General features: G+C 64.8%; 17 protein-coding genes. 6 read left to right on the top strand and 11 right to left on the bottom strand.

Going from position 1 to position 20,708, the window contains the following annotated elements; all coding sequences use genetic code 11:
- Positions 1-5: 5 nt before the first annotated feature.
- Positions 6-968 carry an N-acetylmuramic acid 6-phosphate etherase gene (murQ, locus tag ACSBOX_RS15810; protein WP_442543290.1) on the bottom strand — a complete coding sequence of 321 codons (963 nt, stop codon included), beginning with the start codon at positions 966-968 and terminating at the stop codon, positions 6-8.
- Positions 952-1,890, bottom strand: a complete 939-nt coding sequence (locus ACSBOX_RS15805; RefSeq protein WP_442543289.1) for an N-acetylglucosamine kinase — start codon at positions 1,888-1,890, stop codon at positions 952-954. Before ACSBOX_RS15805 ends, murQ begins: the two co-directional genes overlap by 17 nt.
- Positions 1,891-2,010: 120 nt before the next feature.
- Between ACSBOX_RS15805 and purH the strand changes: the two genes are divergently transcribed.
- Positions 2,011-3,696, top strand: coding sequence for a bifunctional phosphoribosylaminoimidazolecarboxamide formyltransferase/IMP cyclohydrolase (purH, locus tag ACSBOX_RS15800; protein WP_442543288.1), 1,686 nt, complete (start codon positions 2,011-2,013; stop codon positions 3,694-3,696).
- 185 nt (positions 3,697-3,881) lie between these two features.
- Here the strand turns inward: purH and ACSBOX_RS15795 are convergent, their stop codons facing one another.
- Positions 3,882-4,916, bottom strand: a complete 1,035-nt coding sequence (locus ACSBOX_RS15795) for a trypsin-like serine peptidase (RefSeq protein WP_442543287.1) — start codon at positions 4,914-4,916, stop codon at positions 3,882-3,884.
- Positions 4,917-5,081: 165 nt separating this feature from the next.
- Entirely contained in the window at positions 5,082-6,074 is a 993-nt protein-coding gene (locus ACSBOX_RS15790) for a trypsin-like serine peptidase (protein ID WP_442543286.1), read from the bottom strand.
- Positions 6,075-6,284: 210 nt separating this feature from the next.
- Here ACSBOX_RS15790 and ACSBOX_RS15785 point away from each other — a divergent pair, with 210 nt between their 5' ends.
- On the top strand, positions 6,285-8,504 hold the full coding sequence (locus tag ACSBOX_RS15785; RefSeq protein WP_442543285.1) for an NADP-dependent isocitrate dehydrogenase: 2,220 nt from the start codon (positions 6,285-6,287) through the stop codon (positions 8,502-8,504).
- A gap of 80 nt (positions 8,505-8,584) precedes the next feature.
- Here the strand turns inward: ACSBOX_RS15785 and phnE are convergent, their stop codons facing one another.
- Genes phnE through ACSBOX_RS15765 form a run of 4 tightly spaced genes read right to left on the bottom strand, consistent with a single transcriptional unit; the run spans position 8,585 to position 12,336 of the window.
- On the bottom strand, positions 8,585-9,397 hold the full coding sequence (gene phnE, locus ACSBOX_RS15780) for a phosphonate ABC transporter, permease protein PhnE (protein WP_442543284.1): 813 nt from the start codon (positions 9,395-9,397) through the stop codon (positions 8,585-8,587).
- Positions 9,394-10,158, bottom strand: coding sequence for a phosphonate ABC transporter ATP-binding protein (locus ACSBOX_RS15775; protein WP_442543283.1), 765 nt, complete (start codon positions 10,156-10,158; stop codon positions 9,394-9,396). Before ACSBOX_RS15775 ends, phnE begins: the two co-directional genes overlap by 4 nt.
- Positions 10,158-11,093 (bottom strand): phosphate/phosphite/phosphonate ABC transporter substrate-binding protein, encoded by a 936-nt coding sequence (locus ACSBOX_RS15770; RefSeq protein ID WP_442543282.1) that lies wholly within the window; start codon positions 11,091-11,093, stop codon positions 10,158-10,160. Before ACSBOX_RS15770 ends, ACSBOX_RS15775 begins: the two co-directional genes overlap by 1 nt.
- A 34-nt stretch (positions 11,094-11,127) precedes the next feature.
- Positions 11,128-12,336, bottom strand: a complete 1,209-nt coding sequence (locus ACSBOX_RS15765; RefSeq protein ID WP_442543281.1) for a TIGR03364 family FAD-dependent oxidoreductase — start codon at positions 12,334-12,336, stop codon at positions 11,128-11,130.
- Between the two features lie 163 nt (positions 12,337-12,499).
- Between ACSBOX_RS15765 and ACSBOX_RS15760 the strand changes: the two genes are divergently transcribed.
- From ACSBOX_RS15760 to ACSBOX_RS15750, 3 genes are all read left to right on the top strand, one after another.
- Positions 12,500-13,255 (top strand): GntR family transcriptional regulator, encoded by a 756-nt coding sequence (locus tag ACSBOX_RS15760; protein WP_442543280.1) that lies wholly within the window; start codon positions 12,500-12,502, stop codon positions 13,253-13,255.
- Positions 13,256-13,268: 13 nt separating this feature from the next.
- Entirely contained in the window at positions 13,269-13,961 is a 693-nt protein-coding gene (locus ACSBOX_RS15755; protein WP_442543279.1) for a phosphonatase-like hydrolase, read from the top strand.
- Between the two features lie 66 nt (positions 13,962-14,027).
- Positions 14,028-14,474 (top strand): DoxX family protein, encoded by a 447-nt coding sequence (locus ACSBOX_RS15750; protein WP_442543278.1) that lies wholly within the window; start codon positions 14,028-14,030, stop codon positions 14,472-14,474.
- 6 nt (positions 14,475-14,480) lie between these two features.
- Here the strand turns inward: ACSBOX_RS15750 and ACSBOX_RS15745 are convergent, their stop codons facing one another.
- Entirely contained in the window at positions 14,481-15,095 is a 615-nt protein-coding gene (locus ACSBOX_RS15745) for a uracil-DNA glycosylase (RefSeq protein WP_442546047.1), read from the bottom strand.
- Positions 15,096-15,777: 682 nt separating this feature from the next.
- Positions 15,778-17,193, bottom strand: a complete 1,416-nt coding sequence (locus ACSBOX_RS15740; protein ID WP_442543277.1) for a DUF3100 domain-containing protein — start codon at positions 17,191-17,193, stop codon at positions 15,778-15,780.
- A 202-nt stretch (positions 17,194-17,395) separates the two neighbouring features.
- Between ACSBOX_RS15740 and ACSBOX_RS15735 the strand changes: the two genes are divergently transcribed.
- Positions 17,396-18,883: a chlorohydrolase family protein gene (locus ACSBOX_RS15735; RefSeq protein WP_442543276.1), complete on the top strand. Its 1,488-nt coding sequence runs from the start codon at positions 17,396-17,398 to the stop codon at positions 18,881-18,883.
- Between the two features lie 122 nt (positions 18,884-19,005).
- Here the strand turns inward: ACSBOX_RS15735 and ACSBOX_RS15730 are convergent, their stop codons facing one another.
- Complete coding sequence (locus tag ACSBOX_RS15730; protein WP_442543275.1) at positions 19,006-20,625, bottom strand: hypothetical protein; 1,620 nt, start codon at positions 20,623-20,625, stop codon at positions 19,006-19,008.
- Positions 20,626-20,708 lie beyond the last annotated feature (83 nt).

Genomic DNA, 20,708 nt, shown 5'->3' with positions numbered 1-20,708 from the left:
AAACTCTATCCGTGCTTCTGGATCGCCTTCCGCAGGAAGCCGCCGGCGTCATCCAAAGCACTCTTCGCCTGCGCCGGATCGATCCCCGTGAGTACCACCAGGATGGCCGCCTTGACCGATCCGCCGACGGAATCGAGCGCACGAATCGCCGTCTCTGCGTCCACGCCGGTGGCGTGTTGGATGGTCCGCTGGGACCTGGCGAGGAGCTTGTTGTTGGTGGCCCGAAGATCGACCATGAGGTTTCCGTAGGTCTTCCCGAGCTTGACCATGGCGAGCGTGCTGATCATGTTGAGGACGAGTTTTTGGGCGGTTCCCGCCTTAAGCCGCGTGGAACCGGCAACGAACTCGGGACCGACGACGACGTCGATCGCCACGTCCGCCAGCTTGCTGATCGGTGAGTCGTGGTTGCAGGCGAGCGATGCCGTGAAGGCCCCGCGGCTTCGGGCCTCCTCGAGGGCGCCGATCACGTACGGCGTGCGTCCCGACGCCGAGATTCCGACGACGGCGTCCGCCTCGGTCACGCTGATGTCGTGCAGGTCCCGGGCCCCGGCCGTGGCATTGTCCTCGGCGTACTCCACCGGCTTCTGGATGGCCTGGGTGCCGCCCGCGATGATCCCGACGACGAGACCCGGGGGAGTGCCGAAGGTGGGCGGGCATTCGCTCGCGTCCAATACCCCGAGCCGCCCGGCCGTTCCGGCGCCGACGTAGAGCAGCCGGCCTCCGCGGGCAAGGCGCTCCGCAACGGCGTCGACCACTGCGGCGATCTGCCTGCTGGCTTGCTCGACGGCGGCCGGGACGCCGCGGTTCTGCTCATTCATCGCGGCAACGAGTTCGGCCGTGCCCATGGTGTCCAACTCACTGAGCGCGGGCGACGCCGCTTCGGTTTGCAGGCCTCCGAGCTCGGAACGGAGTTCCTCGAGCGGGTCTGGGGAACCGGGAGAAGCTGTTGCGTCAGGCTGTTCCGTCACGGTGAATGTACCTTTCCTGGAGGAGCCCGCGGCGGTTTGCTGCGAGGGCGGCCCCGTCCATGCCATCGCCGAGTGCCGCAACCACCTCAATCCCAGCCGAAGCGAGGGCGTTGTACAAGAGCCGCCTGAAGAACTCCGATTTCACGACGCCACCAACGAGTGCCACCTGCTTGGTGTCGCCCGAAGCATGGGTCACGGTGTTCGTGAGGAGCCGGCAGGCTTCGTCCACGATGCCGCGCGCGACGGCGTCTCCCGCCTCCGCTTCGTCCAGCACCTTGGGGGCGAAACGCGCCATCGTCCGGGCCGGGTTACCGGATTCGGCGAGCCATGCCGGAAGCTGCGCGGGCGGGCCGATCAGGGCGGCAGCCGCGCCGAGCAGCGACGTGGCCGCTCCGCCGTCGTGCGCTTGCAGTGCGGCCTGGAGACCCAGCTGGCCAATCCAACGGCCGCTTCCGCGATCACCCAACAGGGGTCCCCAGCCGTCGGCTCGGTGGAGGGTTCCGGCGTCGTCGAAGCGGAAGGCAACCGCGCCGGTGCCCACAATCAGCACGGTTCCCGGTGCGCCGTCCAAGGCGCCGAGTTGGGCCGCCGTGGCATCCGAGAGAACCGCGGCCGGGACCTTGAAGCGCTCGGAAAGGAGGACGGCGAGTTCGTGGGAGTTCGCCGCCGAGGCCTCAACCCCGGCGACGGCGGCACCGATTCCGCGCAACGAACCTTCCGGGAATGCTGCCGGAAGCCCTCGCGGCAGCGTGGCTGCGGTGTCCGCGAGCAGTTGGAAGGCGAGCCGGGCGCCGTTGTCCATGCCCAGGCCAGGGAAGCCGTGCTGGTCCGCCGAGCCCAACACCGCGTCGCCCTGCCTCAGCTCGATCCTGCATCGGCTCTTGCCGACGTCGGCCACCAAAAACACTTCCGCGGATTCCATGGCCCAACCATATGTTGCGGGCGCCGCCACGTCTCGAAAGACGAAGAGGAGCCACAACACGATAAACTCGTCCGTATCCCCAGCAACCGCGGAATCCCGCGATATAAGACGGAGACTTTTGTGAGCTTGACGCAGCTTGACCGTGTTCCCATCCGCCGTGCACTGATCTCGGTTTACGACAAGACGGGGCTGGAGGAACTCGCGAAGGGCCTGCATGCAGCAGGAGTCGCCATCGTCTCCACCGGTTCCACCGCGAAGAAGATCGCCGCAGCCGGTATTCCGGTCAAGGAAGTCGAAGAAGTCACCGGTTCCCCGGAGATGCTCGATGGCCGGGTCAAGACCCTGCACCCGCGCGTGCATGGCGGCATCCTGGCCGACCGTCGCGTTCCAGCGCACATGGAAACGCTGGCCAAGATGGAGATCGAGCCCTTCGACCTCGTCGTGGTCAACCTCTACCCGTTCGTGGAGACCGTCCGCTCCGGCGCCGCACAGGACGACGTCGTCGAGCAGATCGACATCGGAGGCCCCGCCATGGTGCGTTCGGCCGCCAAGAACCATGCCGCCGTCGCGATCGTTGTGGACCCGAACTTCTACGGCGCCGTGGTGGAAGCCGCCGCTGCCGGTGGCTTCGACCTGAAGACGCGCCGCCGCCTGGCCGCGAAGGCCTTCGCCCACACCGCAACGTACGACACCGCCGTCGCCACCTGGACTGCCAGCCAGTTCCTCGACGAAGACGGAGACGGCATCATCGATTGGCCCGCCTACGCCGGCCTCGCCATGGAACGCTCCGAGGTGCTGCGCTACGGCGAAAACCCGCACCAGCAGGCTGCCCTCTACGTCGACAAGGCCGCGCCCGCCGGTATCGCCCAGGCCGACCAGCTGCACGGCAAGGCCATGAGCTACAACAACTTCGTCGACGCCGACGCGGCCCTCCGTGCCGCATTCGACTTCTCCGAGCCCGCCGTCGCCATCATCAAGCACGCCAACCCGTGCGGTGTGGCCGTTGGTTCGGCCGACGCCGCCGACCCCATCGCCGACGCCCACGCCAAGGCCCACGCTTGCGATCCGGTCTCCGCTTTCGGCGGCGTCATCGCGGCCAACAGCATTGTCACGGCGGGCATGGCGCAGACCGTCGCCGGGATCTTCACGGAGGTTGTCATCGCCCCGGGCTTCGAGCCGGAAGCCGTTGAAATCCTGTCCAAGAAGAAGAACATCCGCCTGCTGGCCCTGCCGGACGGTTACGGCCGCTACCCGACGGAGATCCGCCAGGTCTCGGGCGGCGTCCTCGTCCAGCAAGCCGACAAGGTGGATGCCGACGGCGACAACCCCGCCAACTGGACCCTGGCCGCCGGCGTTGCCGCCGACGACGCCACGCTGGCCGACCTCGCGTTCGCTTGGACCGCTTGCCGCGCCGCCAAGTCCAACGCGATCCTCCTCGCCAACAACGGAGCCGCAGTGGGCATCGGGATGGGCCAGGTCAACCGCCTCGACTCGTGCAAACTGGCTGTTGAGCGCGCCAACACCTTGGGCGTTCAGGTGGAGTCCGACGTCGACGGTGCCGGCGGTGCCTCTAACGTCGGGACGACAGAATCAGGCGCCACTGGCGCACCCGAGCGCGCCCGCGGTGCCGTGGCCGCTTCCGACGCGTTCTTCCCTTTCGCCGATGGCCTGCAGATCCTGATCGACGCCGGTGTCCGCGCGGTCGTCCAGCCCGGTGGTTCAGTGCGCGACGAGGAAGTCATTGCCGCAGCCAACGCCGCCGGCATCACGATGTACTTCACCGGGGCAAGGCACTTCTTCCACTAGGTCCACTCGCTCCACCAAAAAATGGACATGTCCCCCCTTCCCAGGGGGACATGTCCATTTTTTGTGGTCAGGACTGGGCATATTCGCAATATGTCCAGTCCTGGAAGCGAACGGGGAGCATGTCCCCTGCGCTGAGGTTCGGGTTGGGTTGGCGCCCGGGCATGTCCGGGGGCGGGGAGGGGAGGTTACGGGGCCGTGGACGCGGTCTGGTACGTGCCTTGGATGACCGAGCCCCAGTACGGGCCGTACATATTGGCGGAGTTGCCGCCGTAGCCGTAGCTGTTCACCGAGTTCTGGTACCCGTCGGAGCTGGTTCCAGTGAACCACGGGCCGCCGGAGGAACCGCCTGTCATGTTGCAGGGGATGCCCTGAGTGTTGTACTGGGGGTTGTAGGGATCGTTGGCGGCCGTGCCGGAGCAGCTCATGAGTGACTCTCCGGAGAAGGGGGCCGCAGCAGGGTAGCCGAACGACTTGTATGGAAGTCCGCGGGCGGCGTTGAACTGGACTCCTGAGGCACCCACCACGTCGGAGAGCTTTTGGCCATTGAGGGGGTTCATGACGGCGAAACCGGTGTCGTATTGCATGGCTCCACTCGAGGACCACTGGCTCGTGGTGTACAGCGCCTTGGCCGTCCATTTGCCGTAGGGCGCCTCGCCGTTCTGGTAGGCAGGTACGAACGTGAAGTTGCTCGCGTACTCCCCGGGGCCTTGGTTCACGCAGTGGCCCGCAGTGGACACTGTGCTCTGGTTGGCCGAGGTGACGGAGTTTCCGGAGCAGACATAGTTCACGCCGCCGAGAGTGAAGAACACCTTCCCGATGTGCGAGACGGGAGCCTCACCGCCATTGGCTTTGCGATCCACGGCCGGGGACGGTGCTGCCGGGCTGGCGGCTTGCTGACCTTCGATGGTGGTCAGGGCGCTCCCCAGGCCCGGAAAAACCTGATCGGGAGAAACCGGGAGGTCGGCAAGTCCGAGTGCGGCTTGTGCCCGCGTGAGCGCCTTGGTCGCCAGGACGTCGCCTGAGACGGCGTTCTTCATCCGCTCAGGAGTCCAGTAGTCAGCGGTGTTGCCGTCCGACGCCGGGTTGCTGCTGACGGTCGACGCATCGGCGCCGCGGCTTGTGGACGGAGCCGCAGAAGCTCCGCTGCCGGCGCCCAGCGAAAGCAGGGCGGCGGCAGTCAGGCTGAGCAGGCTTGTGGCCAGGGTTTTGGCTCTCGTCACAGTTGTCCTAGATATCGGGGGAGAGGCGGCCGGTTTTGTGGTGGCCGCGTGGACTGACGGAACCGAAACTACCCAAGTCGTGACAAGGATGTAAAGGGATTGTGAGATTTGACTTTCGTTTTGACAAGAAGCGAATTCTGCCCTATTTCCAGGTGGCCGGAAGGCCTAGGAACCGGACGCCAGCTCGTAGGCATCCCGGATAACGGAGCCCCAATAAGGACCGTAGATCACGGCCGGTCCGCCAGGGTAACCGTAGCTCGTAATGGAGTTTTGGTAGGAATCCCGCTCGGAGTCGACCATCCAAGGTCCGCCCGATGATCCACCGGTCATATCGCAGGGAATGCCCTGCGCCTTGAACTGGGGGTTGACGGGATCCTTGGTGGCGTCACCCGAACAGCTCTTCAGCGATTGGCCGTCGAACGGCGGGGCAGCAGGGTAGCCGAAGGCTTCATAGCTGAGTCCCCGGTCCTGGTTGAACTCCACGCCCGACGCCCCGACGACGTCGGCCAGGTGTTTGCCGTTGACCGTGGCAGTGACCGCGAAGCCTGTGTCATAGCGGATATCGCCCGTGGTGCGCCACTGGGGCGTGGTGTAGAGGGCCTTGGCCGGCCAGATGCCGAATGGAGCCTTGCCGTTGAGATAGGCCGGAACGAAGACGAAGTTCTTCACGAATGCTCCCGGACCCTCGTTGACACAGTGGCCAGCGGTCGCCACGGTGCTGTCGTTATCCGACACGACGGCGTTGCCGGAGCAGACATATGCGAAGGCGCCCATGGTGAAGAAGACCTTACCGACGTGGTCAATGGGGTCTTCGTTTTGATGCAGGCTCCCGTTGCTGCCCTTGGCGCTCGCGATTTTCACGGGCGGCCCGGTTTCGACGGCGGCAGCGGCGGTGCTCGACGCGCCCGCTTTTGCGAGGGCCTTGCCTGCGAGGACATCGCCAGGGATTGCTGCTTGCATCCGTTCGGGAGTCCAGTACCCGGTGGGGTCGGTGTTTGTTGTCGCCAGACTGACGAGCTGCTGCGTCCCAGGCGCTGCGAAGCTCGAAACCGCAGTGAAAGGCGTTGCGGCTGCCGCCCCTCCAGCGGCACAGAGGGTCAAAACGGCGGAGGTAAGGAGGCTCAGGAGACCAGTGATGCGGAGTGATTTCTTTGTCATGATTGTCCTGCCAATCGTTTGGCGGCCACGTGACGTCGGCCACAGTTTGACCCAATGAACCTACTCCGATTTGTCGCTGAGGTACATAAGGTTCGGCGAGGTATGACGTGGCAAAGGTCCCAAGAAGCCGTCCCGGTACGCGCCAATCCGGCCCCCTCAGGTAAGTTAGAGATGTTGAAATCTGCAGACTTTCAGGGAGATGCCCCGCCAATGGCAAAGATTATCTATACCCACACTGACGAAGCGCCGATGCTGGCGACGTACTCGTTCCTGCCGATTGTGGAAGCTTTCGCCTCAACGGCTGGCGTGGAGGTCGAAACCCGCGACATTTCGCTGGCCGGCCGAATCATCGCCGTCTTCGGTGACTACCTGACTGAAGAGCAGCGGATCAGCGACGCACTGGCCGAACTGGGTGAACTGGCAAAGAAACCCGAAGCGAACATCATCAAGCTCCCCAACATCAGCGCCTCCGTCCCGCAGCTGAAGGCAGCCATTGCCGAGCTGCAGGGGCAGGGCTACGCGCTTCCGGACTACCCGGACAACCCCTCCTCTGACGAAGAGACGGACATCCGCTCGCGTTACGACAAGATCAAGGGCTCGGCCGTGAACCCGGTCCTGCGTGAAGGCAACTCGGACCGCCGCGCGCCCCTGTCGGTGAAGAACTACGCGCGCCAGAACCCGCATTCCATGGGCGCCTGGAGCGCGGACTCCAAGACCAACGTCGCGCACATGACGGCGAACGACTTCCGCTCCAACGAGAAGTCCGTGGTCATCCCCGCAGATGACACCGTCAAGATCCAGATTGTCCGCGAAGACGGCACCGTCAAGGTCCTCAAGCCGGCCTTCCCCGTCCTCGCCGGCGAGGTAGTGGACGGCACCGTGCTGCGTGCCGCCGCCTTGGACGAGTTCCTGGCTGCCCAGGTGGTCCGTGCCAAGGAAGAAGGCGTGCTGTTCTCGGCACACCTGAAGGCCACCATGATGAAGGTCTCCGACCCGATTATCTTCGGCCACGTCGTCAAGGCGTACTTCTCCGAGCTTTTCAACACCTACGGCAAGCAGATCGCTGCTGCCGGCCTGAGCGCCAACAACGGCCTGGCTTCCATCCTCAACGGCCTCGAAGAACTCCCCGAAGACGTTCGCGAAGGCATCAAGGCGGCCATCAAGAAGGGCCTGGAAGACGGCCCGGCCCTGGCCATGGTCGATTCCGACAAGGGCATCACCAACCTCCACGTTCCCAGCGACATCATCGTTGACGCTTCGATGCCGGCAATGATCCGCAGCTCCGGCCACATGTGGGGACCTGACGGCAAAGAAGCAGATACCCTCGCGGTCATTCCGGACAGCTGCTACGCGGATGTCTACCAAGTGGTCATCGATGACTGCCGTGCCCACGGCGCCTTCGATCCCACCACCATGGGTACGGTTCCGAACGTCGGCCTGATGGCACAGGCTGCCGAAGAATACGGCAGCCACAACAAGACCTTCGAAGTTGAGTACGCCGGAACCATGCAGGTTGTGGATTCCTCCGGGACCGTGCTGATCGAACACCAGGTCTCCCCGGGCGACATCTGGCGCGCCTGCCAGACCAAGGATGTGCCGATCCGCGACTGGGTCAAGCTCGCTGTGACCCGCGCCCGCGCTTCGAAGATGCCGGCTGTCTTCTGGCTCGACGAAACCCGCGCCCACGACGCGCAGCTGATCGGCAAGGTCAAGGAATACCTGAAGGACCACGACACCGAGGGCCTGCAGATCGAAATCATGTCCCCGGAGAAGGCCACCGCGTTCACGCTCGAGCGGATCCGCAAGGGCGAAGACACTATCTCGGTGACCGGAAACGTGCTGCGTGACTACCTCACCGACCTGTTCCCGATCCTGGAACTCGGCACCAGCGCCAAGATGCTCTCCGTGGTCCCGCTGATCAATGGCGGCGGCCTCTTCGAGACCGGTGCAGGCGGATCGGCTCCGAAGCACGTCCAGCAGCTCCTGCAGGAAAACCACCTGCGCTGGGACAGCCTGGGTGAGTTCCTCGCATTGGCGGTTAGCTTCGAGCACCTTGCCACCACCACCGGCAACGCCCGGGCCCAGGTCCTCGCGGACACGCTTGACCGAGCCACGGGCACGTTCCTGCTGGACAACAAGTCCCCGAAGCGCAGGGTAGGCGAACTCGACAACCGAGGCAGCCACTACTACCTCGCCAAGTACTGGGCTCAGGAACTGGCAAAGCAGTCCGACGACGCCGAGCTCGCCGCGGCGTTCTCCGCCGTCGCCGAGGCTTTGACGTCCAACGAGGAAACCATCATTGCCGAGCTGCTCGGAGTCCAGGGTTCGCCTGCCGACATCGGCGGCTACTACCGCCCCGACGCCGCGAAGGCAGAGGCCGTGATGCGTCCCTCAGCAAAGCTCAACGAGGTTGTCGCGACACTTAACTAAGCGCCCGGCCCCACCCAACTGACTCGCAGTTGTTGTCGTTTTGAGAGCTCAGAACGACAACAACTGCGAGCTGGTTGCATTTAAGGCGCCAGCTTCCTGCGGACCCAGGCCGAGAACTGGTCCACCGCGATGATCAGCACCAGCACAATGATGATGTGGGTCAGCATGGCGTCGAAGCGGAACGACTTGATGGCCTGGTTGATCAGCAGCCCGATCCCGCCCGCTCCCACCAAGCCCAGGACGAGCGACGCACGCACGTTCACGTCGAAGCGGTAGAGCAGCAGGCCGACGAACTGTGGCACCACCATGGGCAGCGTGGCATTGGCAACCTGCTGGATCCGGTTGGCCCCGGCAGTGCGCAGCGCCTCCTGCGGCCCGGCGTCGCTCTCTTCCATCGACTCGGCCCACAGCTTGCCCATCACGCCCGTGTTGTGGCAGATCAAGGCCAGCACGCCGGCGAATGGTCCGAGGCCGACTGCCGTGACGAAGATCAGCGCGAAGACAATGTCCGGCACCGCGCGGAAGAAGGACAAAACTGCGCGTGCTCCCTGGTAGACGAGCCGGTGCGGAGCGGTGCTCTTGGCGGCCAGCACGGCCAGCAGCAGGGCGAATGGTACCGAAAACGTGGTTCCCAGAAGACCGATCCAGAGGGTTACGAGAGTGGCCTCGAGCCCAGGCCGAATGGTCTTGTCCCAGCTCAGGTCCGGTGGGAAGGCGTCGGCCACGAAGGCAGCCATGCCCTTCCAGCCGTCCACCAGGAGTCCGGGCTCAAAGCCCGTCCCCTGGATGGCCAGCGCGTGGAGGACGACGACGGCGGCAACGGCCACCGCCGTCGCGGTCCACCGCAGCGGCTGCTTCGGGCGGACCGGAAGGGGTTTGGTCTCAATCGTCACGCCGCCACCATCCGGTCCGGAGCGTAGAGCGCGGCCAATTGCGGGGCGTCGACCTCGGACGACGGCAGGTCAAAGGCCGTGGCGCCGTGGAGCAGTCCGATGCAGCGGTCTGCGTGTCGCAACGCGAGATCAGGCTGGTGGAGGACGGCCGCGACGGCCAGCTTTTCGACGTGAGCGAGGTGGTGCAGGAGGGCCATGACCTGTTCCGCGGCATGCGGATCCAAGGCGGAGACGGGTTCGTCGGCGAGGACAATGTCCGCCCGCTGGCAGAGCGCCCGGGCCACGGCGACGCGTTGCTGTTGCCCGCCGGACAGCCGGCCGACCCGGTCGAAGGCGCGGTCTGCCAAGCCCACCCGGTCGAGGCATTCGAGGGCTTCCTGTTGAACTGAGCGGGGAAAGAACAGCGGAGAGAGGGAGCGGCTCGTGGGAATCCGGGCCAAGGCTCCGGCGCAGACGTTGTCCAGGGCTGTGCGGCGCGGCACCAGGTGGATCTTCTGGAAGATCATGGCTGTCCGTTGCCGGGTTTCCTGCAACTGGCGCCACGGCAAGGTTCCCAGGTCGACGCCGTCGACGGCGATGACCCCGGCGTCCGGTTGGGCGATTCCCATGACGCAACGCAAGGTGGTGGACTTGCCGGAGCCGTTGGCGCCGAGGAAGGCAAGGAGTTCCCCGGCGCGGACGTCGAAGTCCACGCCTTTGAGGACCGGGCGGTTACCGAACGACTTGTGGAGGCCCCGTACGGAGAGCAACGGGGAATGCATTACAGGTTCTTCTCCGTCAGGTTCATGGTCTTGGCGAGGTCGAAGAGCGGCTGGTAGTTGTCCTTGGTGACCTCGATCATCGGCCCGGGAGGGGTCACGTCGAGGAAGGCGCCGACCTTCGCCACGTCGGCGGGATCCAGGTTGAGGAAAGCGTCCTTGACGGCCTTCTTGAAGGCGGGGTCGGCGTCGGGACGGACCGTGATGGGGTCGTTGGGGATGGGGTCGGAGGCCCAGATGCGACGGAAATCGTCCTGCTTGAAGGTCCCCGCGGCGGTTGCGGTGGCGAGGGTCTGGGTGTTGATTTCGGCGGCGTCGACCTTGCCGTTCTTCAGCGCCAGCAACGCCTCCGGGTGTCCGCCTGTGTAGTCCATCTTGAGGTCGGAATCGGCAATGCCCACGCCTCGAAGGCCGAAACGAGGGAGCACGTCTCCGGACGTGGAGCCCACGCTGCCCAGCGCGAGGGACTTGCCCTTGAGGTCGTCGATCTTCTTGATGGGGCTGTCCTTGGCCACCCAGATGCCTGCGGAGTAGCTGCTCAGCTTCTTGTCGGCAGTGGCGAAGGAAACCAGCGGTTCGGCCCCGGCTTTCTGGCTCGCGAACACAAAGCCAAGCGGGCCGAATTCGCCCAGGTCCAGTTTGCCGTTGCGCATGGCCAGGACTTCGGCGGAGTAGTCCTCCACCACCTGGACCTTGACCGGGCAGTTGAGCTTCTTGGAGAGTGCGGCGGCCAGGACATCGTAGGCGGGGGTGAGTTTGGCCGGGTCCTCATAGGGTTCGATGCCGAACTTGATCTCGCCACCCGGGCAGCTCGCGTTGCTGCCGGCGCTTGCGTTTGCACCCGGGGTTCCGGCGGAATTGGCGGTCCCTCCGCACGCGGAGAGCGCCAGCGCCGCGGCGATGGCAAGCGCGGAGGAAGTGAAGAGTTTCGTTTTCATGGGAGTCCTTTGCGAAGGGGAAGGGAGGAGCGGGTCAGTAAAGCCGGGAGATGTTGCGGTGTGCGAGTCCAAAGGACAGAGTCATTCCGACGCCGGATGTCACCGAGACGACGGTGACTCCGGGTTGGGTTTCGCGGACCAGGAGGGGGGACACGGAGCTGGAGGCGTAGATTCCCTGCCAGCGTTCGATGACGTCCAAGGGCGACCCGATGGCCGACTCGATATCCGTGTTCAAGATGGTGGTGACGGCCTCATCCATGAACGGAGCCGCCGTGCGGTGGTAGTGGTGGGAGTCCCCGAGGATCAGGGTCCCGTCGGGTCGTTGCGTGAACATCACGTTGGCTCCGATGTCCATGAGCTCGGGCCGGGCCTTTTCCACTTCCGCCCGCAAAGTGGCCGCGGCCGGCATGTCCGTGAAGGCCGGATAGCGGAGCATTGATGTCGCAGTGAGGACCGCGGGGCCGATCGTCAGCCCAGGTGGCTGGGCGGCGCGGGACATTTGCAGGGCGCAGCGTTGGATTCCGTGCTCCTCGGCCAGCGAAGGAAACAGGTAGTCGACGTCGTGGCCGACGCAGACGAACACTTGCTCACCTTGGAAGTCACCACGGGACGTGCGGACCCTTGGCTGGCCGGTATTGTCTTCGAAGCCGAGGGCGGCGGTGTTCCAGTGGATGTCCACTCCGGGTTGGCGGGCGAGCCAGTCGGCGAGCTTGGCGACCGTGGTCCTGGGGTCCACCCGCACGTCGTCCCGGAGGAAGGCTCCCCCCACCAAGCCGGGCCACGAAGCGGTGGCCGCTCCGCCGTCGTCGGGCGCTGTTCCTTCCGCGCCGGAACCCAGCCGCGACCGCACCCCGGCCGGGGAGAGCAGTTCGACCTGGCCCTCTTCGCGGACTGCGGACAGCTCCCGGAGCACGTTCATTTCGGCATCCGTCCGGGCGAGCACCACGGCACCGGATTCGGCGGCCCAGAAACCGGCCAAGGTGGCGAACTCGAGCCAGTACTTGCGGGACGTTTGTGCCAACTCGTAGAGCTCGCCGGATTGCGCCGTGATGCAGCAGTGGCCGAAGTTCCTGACGGAGGCGCCGACTGCATGATGGTCGCGCTCGAGGATCGTCACGCTCAAACCGTTGGAGACAGCGTGTGCGGCGTGCGCGAGCCCGACGATGCCGGCGCCCACGATCACAACATCGGAACGCGATGCCGACGCCGGCGGGCCGCTGGAGGGGGAAGGTTGGATGTTCACGCCATTGACATTGGACTGCTCGGAACGCGGAATCAAGCCAGAATGCCACTTATATATACAAGTTTACCGAGTCTTTACTTTGAGCCTCGATGGTTCATGCATCGTTTACCTTCAAGCCCCGAAATATCGGACATGGTGCGGCTTCAACTTGTATTATCAACTGGTGAGTATCCAGCAGAACGCACCCCTCCATGTCCGCCTCAGCGAGGAGTTCATGCGCCGCATCACGGACGGCACCTGGCCGCCGGGCTCGCAATTGCCGAGCGAAGCTGCGCTGTGCAAGGAGTTCGGGACGTCCCGCGGTCCCATCCGCCAGGCGCTGGCGTTCCTGCGGGCAGAGGGCGCCGTCACGGGTGGACGAGGCCGCCCGCCGATGGTGCGTTCGACCGTTCCGTCACAGTCGTTCTCAACTTTCAATTCCTTCACCGAATGGGCCATCGGCATCGGCAAGACGCCCGGCCAGCGAACGTTGGAGGTGGCGCGCCGCGAGGCAAGCGCCGAAGCGGCGGACGCGCTTGGACTGGAGCCGGGGAAGAAGGTGGTTGAGCTGCTCCGCGTCCGCTCTCTCGATGGCGTGCCCGCCATGATCGAGCGCACCAGCTTCATCCTGGAGGTGGGCCGCTTGCTCTTCGATTTCGACACCGATTCAGGCTCCATCTTCGCCTTCCTGAAGGCACAAGGCGTGGACCTCTACAGTGCCCGCCATACGATCGACGCAGTGGCCGCGGGCGAGGAAGACGCGGAACTACTCGAACAAGCCGAAGGCATTCCGCTTTTGCGGGAACGCCGCGTGACCAGCTCGGCCAACGGGACCGCCATCGAATACTCGGAGGACCGGTACCTGCCGGCACTCACCAACTTCACCATCGACAACACCGCGGAACGCCGTGCCGCTTTGGTGCGCGTCCACGCCGAATAGACCAAAGGAACACATGATCAAGCTCGTCGCCTGCGACATGGCCGGAACCACCATCGACGAACACGGGGACGTCTACGTCGCGCTTGCCCGCTGCGTGGAAGAGGCCGGGGCAAGCGCCACCCCCGAAGCCGTCCAGGAATGGATGGGAGCCGACAAAGTGGAAGCCATCGCGGCGCTCATCACCAAGGGTGGTGGAACTGCCACGCCGGAGATTGTCCAGGCAGCTTTCCTCCGCTTCAAGGAGCTTCTCGCTGATTTCTACGAGCAGAACCCCCCGGTAGCGCTCGACGGCGTTGAGGACGCCTTCCGCGCATTGCGCCGCCGCGGCGTCAAGATTGCCCTGACCACGGGGTTCTCCCGCGATGTCGCGGAGCCGCTCCTGGCCCGGCTCGGTTGGTCGCTCGCGGGCACGGATACGACGCCCGACGGCGGCGGCTTGCTTGACGCCGTCGTCTGCTCTGACGATGTGGCTGCAGGACGTCCGGCACCCCATATGATCCACCGCGCCATGGAGCTGACGGGAGTGATCGACGTCAGCGAAGTCCTGGCTGCGGGAGACACGACGAACGACCTCATGGCGGCCAGGAACGCGGGAGTGACGGCCGTCGGTGTCCTGACCGGAAAGCTGGGACGCGAGGAACTCGCCGGACACCCGCACGATCACATCCTCGCAGGGGTCAAGGATATTCCGGCCCTGTTGGCGTGACGCACAACGGCCGGACGGCAAAGGGTCCGTTTTGAGCTGCGCCGTCCACATGGAAGATTGGACCGGGTGAAACTCCTCCTTCGTTCGCAGACATCGTCTTCGCGCGGCATCGCGTTTTTGAGGATCGTGTTCGGCGGCCTTTTGCTGCTGCATGGAGTCCAGAAGCTGGTGGCGGGGCAGCCTGCGTTCGAGGCAACCATCGCCGCGATGGGTGTCCAAAAAGCGGAGTTGTTGTCCTGGCTGGTCATTTGGGGTGAAACCGGGCTTGGTGCACTTTTGATGCTCGGCGCCCTGACCAGGCTGGCTGGCTTCCTGGCAGCGCTCATGTACGCCGGGATCTGGTTTGTCACCGAATCAGGCAAGCCGCTGCTGAGCGATAGTCCCGGAATCAACGCTGAGCTGCTGATTCTGTATATCGCGTTGGCGTTGGCGTTTGCCTTCATCGGCTCCGGAGCGCTTTCGCTGGACCGGAAACTGTTTGCCGGGAAGCCGGCCCGGAAGCCACGGCGCTAGGCGCCCTTAGCGCCGGCCCGCCTGGAGACCCGCCCGGGCCATGGCGTCCGCGTAGGAGCGGCCCATTTCGATCAGCCATTCCGTCTGGCGTTCCTTGGAACCGGCGAAGGCGCGACCATGCAGCGAACGTGCCTTGTAGACCTTCAGGCCGCGGCGCCAGATCAGCTGGTTGTCCGTCTTGAGAAGCATCTGCGCCAAGCGGTTGGCTTCCGTTCCGTGCGCAACGATCGCCGAGGCGCGCGGAACGAGTTTGAGGAAAGCGATAAGCGGCTTCAAACCGGCGCTGATCTGCTCGGGGGTCATCTTTCCGTTCGCCTCGCCCGGAGTGAACCACGGGTGGGTGTTCCACGGCATCATCCATTCGGGACGCAGGCCGAGCTGGAACTGCAGGCCCAGCAGGCGTGTAGAGGCGGCGTCGTCGCCGGCCCAGACAACACCCCGTGGGGAGGCCTCGCTCGTGTTGGAAAACAGGGTGACAATCCGGCAATCCTCCACTGAGTGCATCGGATCCACATAGGGGACCTCGAAGCCAGGGCGGAGCTTGCGGAGGAACTCCACATGCTGGTTGACCGGGGCGATGTGCGGGGCGAAGAAGGGGCTGTCCGGAACCGCGGGAGTCACGGATTCCTCCGCGGGAGGCGCTTCGGAGCTTGCCGGTTCGACGACGGCTGGTTCGACCACGGCGACAGTCGGTGTCTCGACGACGGCGGGTTCGACCACGGCCGGCTCGACGACAGCGGGCGCCGGCTCGACGACAGCGGGAGCCGGCTCGACGACGGCGGGAGCCGCCGCAGGTATCACCCTGCGGGTAATGACCGGGCTGGCCATGGGCAACGACGTTGACGACGCCTTCTTCGGCGCGGCTGCCCTTACGGAAGTGGCCTTTGGAGCATCTTTCTTGGCCGGAGCCTTCTTCTCGGCCTTGGCCGGTGCGTCGAAGTCATCCTCGTCGTCGAACAAGCCATCGAAGAGCTTATCGAGCTCGTCGTAGCCGGTTCCGTAGTCGTCGTCGAGCTCGGGGCCGCGCCCGAAACCTTCCTCGTAGCGCGAGTCCAGTTCGGTGCGGTAATCCTCGTCGTGGACTTCGAAATAGTCAGGTTCGGCCAATGCGGTCATGAGAGCGGGGATCTCCTGGGGTCGGGCAAGGACCGGTAGCGGGCGCGTGGAGGCACGTCCGTTTCCGGGCCAGTTGATGGGAGGCTCTCCGGGGCGACCGGTTGAGCCTTTAGATCTTAGCAAGCCCCGGGTGTTCTCATGTCCTTCCGGCGTTCATCTGACTCGGTATGTCGCCCGGCGTCAGCGCTCAGACATGGATGACGAATTGCGCAAGCGCCGCGGCCGCTATGAAACTTGCGGAGAACGTGATTGTCGCCACAATGACCGTGCGCCAGTTGAGTGTCTTCAGCGCGTTGATGTCGCGTCCAACGTTCATGCCGAGCAAAGCGATCGAGCCGAGGCCCACGTAGAGCGGGTCAAGGTTGTGGGTGAAGGAGACGATCATGCCGCTGAAGGGAAGGATCGGAGCCGTGGCCAAGGTGGCGAGGGCAAGGACCCATACGCTCGACGGCACGGCCGGCACGTACTTGGCGAGGACGAACGCCGCCGCCGTAAGGAGTCCGAGGACCACCACGCCGATGACGTCGTTGACACTGATGGACTTGGTGCCCAAAGCGTTGAGGACCACGCCAGCGGCGATGCTGGCAGCGAAAGCGATGATCCACGTTGAAGGCTTCGGGCGCACCTCGGGGTCCTGGAGCACGGCTGAAACGTCCACTTTGGTTCGGTCCTGCGGCCGGCGCAGCTTCGCGGCAACGGCGGTCCCGTTGCGGTCAAGGCGCTTTCCCTCGTCATCGCGGCGGAAGAGGCGCGACCAGAACTTGTAGAGCCGCAGGGAGAGCGGCAACGAAAGGAAGGCACCGGCGTAAAAGCCGACAAGGTTCGTCACCAGGTTCGACAGGGCCGCCAGCGCCATGATCTCCGGTGCCTGCCCCGGATACAGGATGGACAAGGCCGCCACGCCGCCAAGCATCATGGATCCCGAGCCGAGGCCCAGGCCCAATGCCAGCGCAAGCGGGTCGAAGATGCCCATTCCGCCGAGCAGGCCGGCCAGGAGCGAGATGAAGACGGCGCCGAAGACGCTGCCCAGCAGCCATACGGAGAACACGCCGCGGTAGACCGGGGATTTCACGCCGAAACGCTGCAGTGCGTAGGCCAGGTAGGATTCCCGGTCGATTGCCCAGGTGGCACCGATGGCCGTGCGGCCCATGCCCAGCGCGACGCCGACCGGCAGGGCAATGATCACGGTTCCGAAGATGTGGCCGACTTCCTGGAGCAGGATGGCCGGACCGAGGGAAGTCAGTTTGGCGAAGGAGGGTCCCACTTGGGTGCCGAGAGCACCCAGGAACATCACGATGCTGACGTTGAGCAATACTGAGGCCACGGCACGGCTTTGGCCAGACATGGGGCGCACCTTCTGGACGCCGATGACAGCGCCCATCAGGACGGCCCACAAGACGGGCATGAGGACGATGGCGGCGTTGCCCAAGGGAATCTTGTGCGTTCCGGCCAGTATGGCGACGGCGCAGACGGCTGTGGACAGCAGGATCATCGATCCCCATTGCCGTGCGGTCGGGGTGAAGAGGCGGGCCCGTCCGTGATCGACATCGACTACGGGCGTATCCACCTCCGGAGTGGTTGTGGATTGGTTTTTCATCGTCATGCACCCTTCATGTGCTGCATATGCGAGGGACGGATATGTCCCACCCATTTGGTATACCAAAAATGGTAAGGTGGATCACATTGCAACGCAAGACATGTCACAAAAGTTGCTAGGAGTCCTGAAACCTAGGGCATTCATGCGTTCGGCTGGTTTCTAACTTGATCTGCAGCTTTTGACCTGGAATACCAAATTTGGAGGGTTCATGATTACTCAGCTTTCTGCCCGGTACGTCCTCGGCTATGACGGGACCAGGCATGTGATGCACACAGATGGGCAGGTCGTGATGCGGGATGACGTGATCATCTATGTCGGTACCAACTACGCGGGCCCCGTGGACGAACGCCGTGATTTTGGACAGAGCCTGATCGCACCCGGCCTCATCGACCTCGATGCACTGACGGACATTGACCACATGATCTTCGACTCCTGGCCCACGGAGGAGACTGCTCCGGGTTTGCAATGGTCTGAGGACTACTTCCACAACCGTCGTCGCGATGTCTTCACCCACGCGCAGCGACAGAGCGTGCGCAAGTTCGCACTGGCGCAGCTGGCCCTCCACGGCGTGACCACTTACATGCCGATTGCCTCGGAGATCCACAGTTCCTGGGCGGAAACCTTCGAAGAACTCAAAGGAATGGCGCAGTCCAGCATTGAGCTCGGCCTGCGCGGCTTCCTGGGCCCCGCGTACCGCTCTGGGATCAACGTGACCGACGACGACGGCCAGCGCGTGATCCTCTTCGACGAGGAGGAGGGACGCAAAGGATTCGCCGACGCCGAACGGTTCCTCGACTACGCCGACGAGCTCGCACATCCGTTGCTTACCGGCGTCCTGTTGCCGTGCCGCATCGAGACACTTTCGGACGAATTGATGCGCCGGACCGCAGCGCTGGCCACCGGGCGCAACGCCCTGGTCCGCCTCCATTGCCTCCAGGGTGCCAACGAAGACGGGTTCCTCGTCGAGCTCACGGGGCGCACCGTCCTGGAGCAGCTTGCGGATTCCGGTCTGCTGGATGCCCGGCTCCTCATCCCGCATGGAATTGTCATCGACGGCACGGACCCGTCGTCCAGCGCAGAGGGCGGGCCGCTGGATGTGCTGGCCCGGAATGACGTCAGCATCATTCACTGCCCCCTGACGTCGTTCCACTACTCAGGCATGCTCAAATCCTTTGACGCCTTCGCGGCTGCCGGGGTCAACATGTGCCTGGGAACCGATTCATTCCCGCCGGACCTGATCAAGGGCATCGACGTCGGCACGCACCTGGCCCGCATCGCTGAGGGCCGCCGGGACGCCGGCACCGTCTCGGCGTTCTTTGACGCTGCCACGCTGGGTGGTGCCAGGGCACTGGGCCGCGACGACCTGGGACGCCTGTGTCCGGGCGCGAAAGCGGACATCATGGTCGCCTCACTGGGTGACTTCCGTGACGGGGTTGTTGAAGATCCACTGCGCACGCTGATCCTCAACGGCTCGGCACGCAACGTCACCGACACCTACGTCGCGGGCCGCCCAGTGGTTGTTGGCGGCTCGCTCCCAGGCATCGACCTGGATGAGCTACGCGCCGAGGGTCAGCGGCTTTTCGGACAGATGGTGGACGCCTACGGCGAACGCGACTACCGGCGTCGCGATGCGTCCGAGCTGTTTCCCCCGGTCTATGCCCCGGCGGCGGTCCTGATTCATGACACGACGGCATAACGCACCGAAAGGTCCGGAATTCCTTGTGGTGCCACGCATAAGCTCCTCCGCGGGGCCGTTAGCCCTGCGGAGGAGCCGGGGACGGGCCACATCCAGTGCGGTGGAGCAGCCCGAGCCGGTGACTATGCGGGAATGGTTGCCCGGATCTTCCGGCTGGCTATCATCACGATGAGTCCAAGCAGCAGCAGGGCCGCCGCGAACAGCAACCACAAGCCATTGAAGCCAGTGCTAGCGAGAACGGCTGTTCCAGCGCCAACAGCGATCGCTGCGGAAGCTGAGCCGGTGCTGCCTTGCACTGCGGTCCCCGCCGAGGGAACCGAGGCGGCAGGAGCCACGGTGCCTTGGGCATCGCTCGGCGCGTTCACGAACGGCGGGTCGACAACACCAGGGGTGACGGTCGGCGGATTGACCACAGGCGGTGTGACTGCCGACGGGTTGACGACGCCGATGGGGAGACCCAGGCCAATCGAAACGGTGCCGGTCGTCAGCGGGACGTCCAAAGATGCCGTGAGTCCCGTGCCCGAGGGGATGCCGGTGCCTGTCGGGACGGAACCGAGCAGGTTCAGCGAGGTGTCGCCGACGGTGGCCAGTCCGGTTGCAGGTGCCGTGGCGCCGGTGTTTCCGGTGCCTCCAGTGGTGCTGCCGGGCGTCGTGCTGAGGACGTTGACCGAGGTATCACCCACGGTGGCCAGTCCGGTTGCAGGTGCCGTGGCGCCGGTGTTTCCGGTGGTGCCTGTCGGCGTGTTGCTGAGGACGTTGACCGAGGTGTCACCGACGGTGGCTAGTCCGGTTGCAGGTGCGGTGGCGCCGGTGTTTCCGGTGCCTCCAGTGGTGCTGCCGGGCGTCGTGCTGAGGACGTTGACCGAGGTGTCACCCACGGTGGCAAGTCCGGTGCCCGGTGCTGTGGTTCCGGTGGTTCCGGTGGTGCCTGTCGGCGTGTTGCTGAGGACGTTGACGGAGGTGTCGCCGACGGTGGCCAGTCCGGTTGCAGGTGCCGTGGCGCCGGTGTTTCCGGTGCCTCCAGTGGTGCTGCCGGGCGTCGTGCTGAGGACGTTGACGGAGGTGTCACCGACGGTGGCCAGTCCGGTTGCAGGTGCCGTGGCGCCGGTGGTTCCGGTGGTGCCGGTCGGTGTCGTGCTGAGGACGTTGACGGAGGTGTCGCCGACGGTGGCCAGTCCGGTTGCAGGTGCCGTGGCGCCGGTGTTTCCGGTGCCTCCAGTGGTGCTGAGGACGTTGACCGAAGTGTCACCCACAGTGGCCAGTCCGGTGCCCGGTGCCGTGGCGCCGGTGGTTCCGGTGGTGCCGGGCGTCGTGCTGAGGACGTTGACGGAGGTGTCACCCACAGTGACCGGCGCGCTGACGGGAGTCGTCGCCTGGGTGCCGGAGGCTGTTCCAGGGGCGGAATTGCTCAGAACTGCCAGTGAGGTGGCTCCGATATTAACAGGGACCGATATCGGAGCCACCACCTGGGTTCCGGACGGGACGGCTGCTCCGCCGGAATTGGTCGCCGGGGCCGTAGCCTGGGCGGGAACAGGGGTAGCGGTCGCGGCGCCCGAAAGTATCGAGAGCGACGTCGACCCGAGGTTCACCGGAATGGATACCGGTGCAACGACTTGAGTGCCCGAGGCATTGCCTTGCGCGCTTGTCGTGGTGTCTGCCGCGTTCGCGGCAGTTGCGCCGAGGGCTATCAAGCCGCCGGCAAAGAGGGTGCCAAGCAGCCCCTTGCGAATCATGCTGTGCATTGTGTTTTTCTCCTGAATGATTAGTTCCCAAAGGCGCATCGGTCCGCAGGAAAGTGCGGGAGCGCCCGGATCGGCCGTTTGCC

Source organism: Arthrobacter sp. KN11-1C, from assembly GCF_052180225.1.
GTDB lineage: Bacteria > Actinomycetota > Actinomycetes > Actinomycetales > Micrococcaceae > Arthrobacter.
Note: the sequence above shows the minus strand (reverse complement) of the source record. Positions and strands in the feature narration are given on the sequence as shown.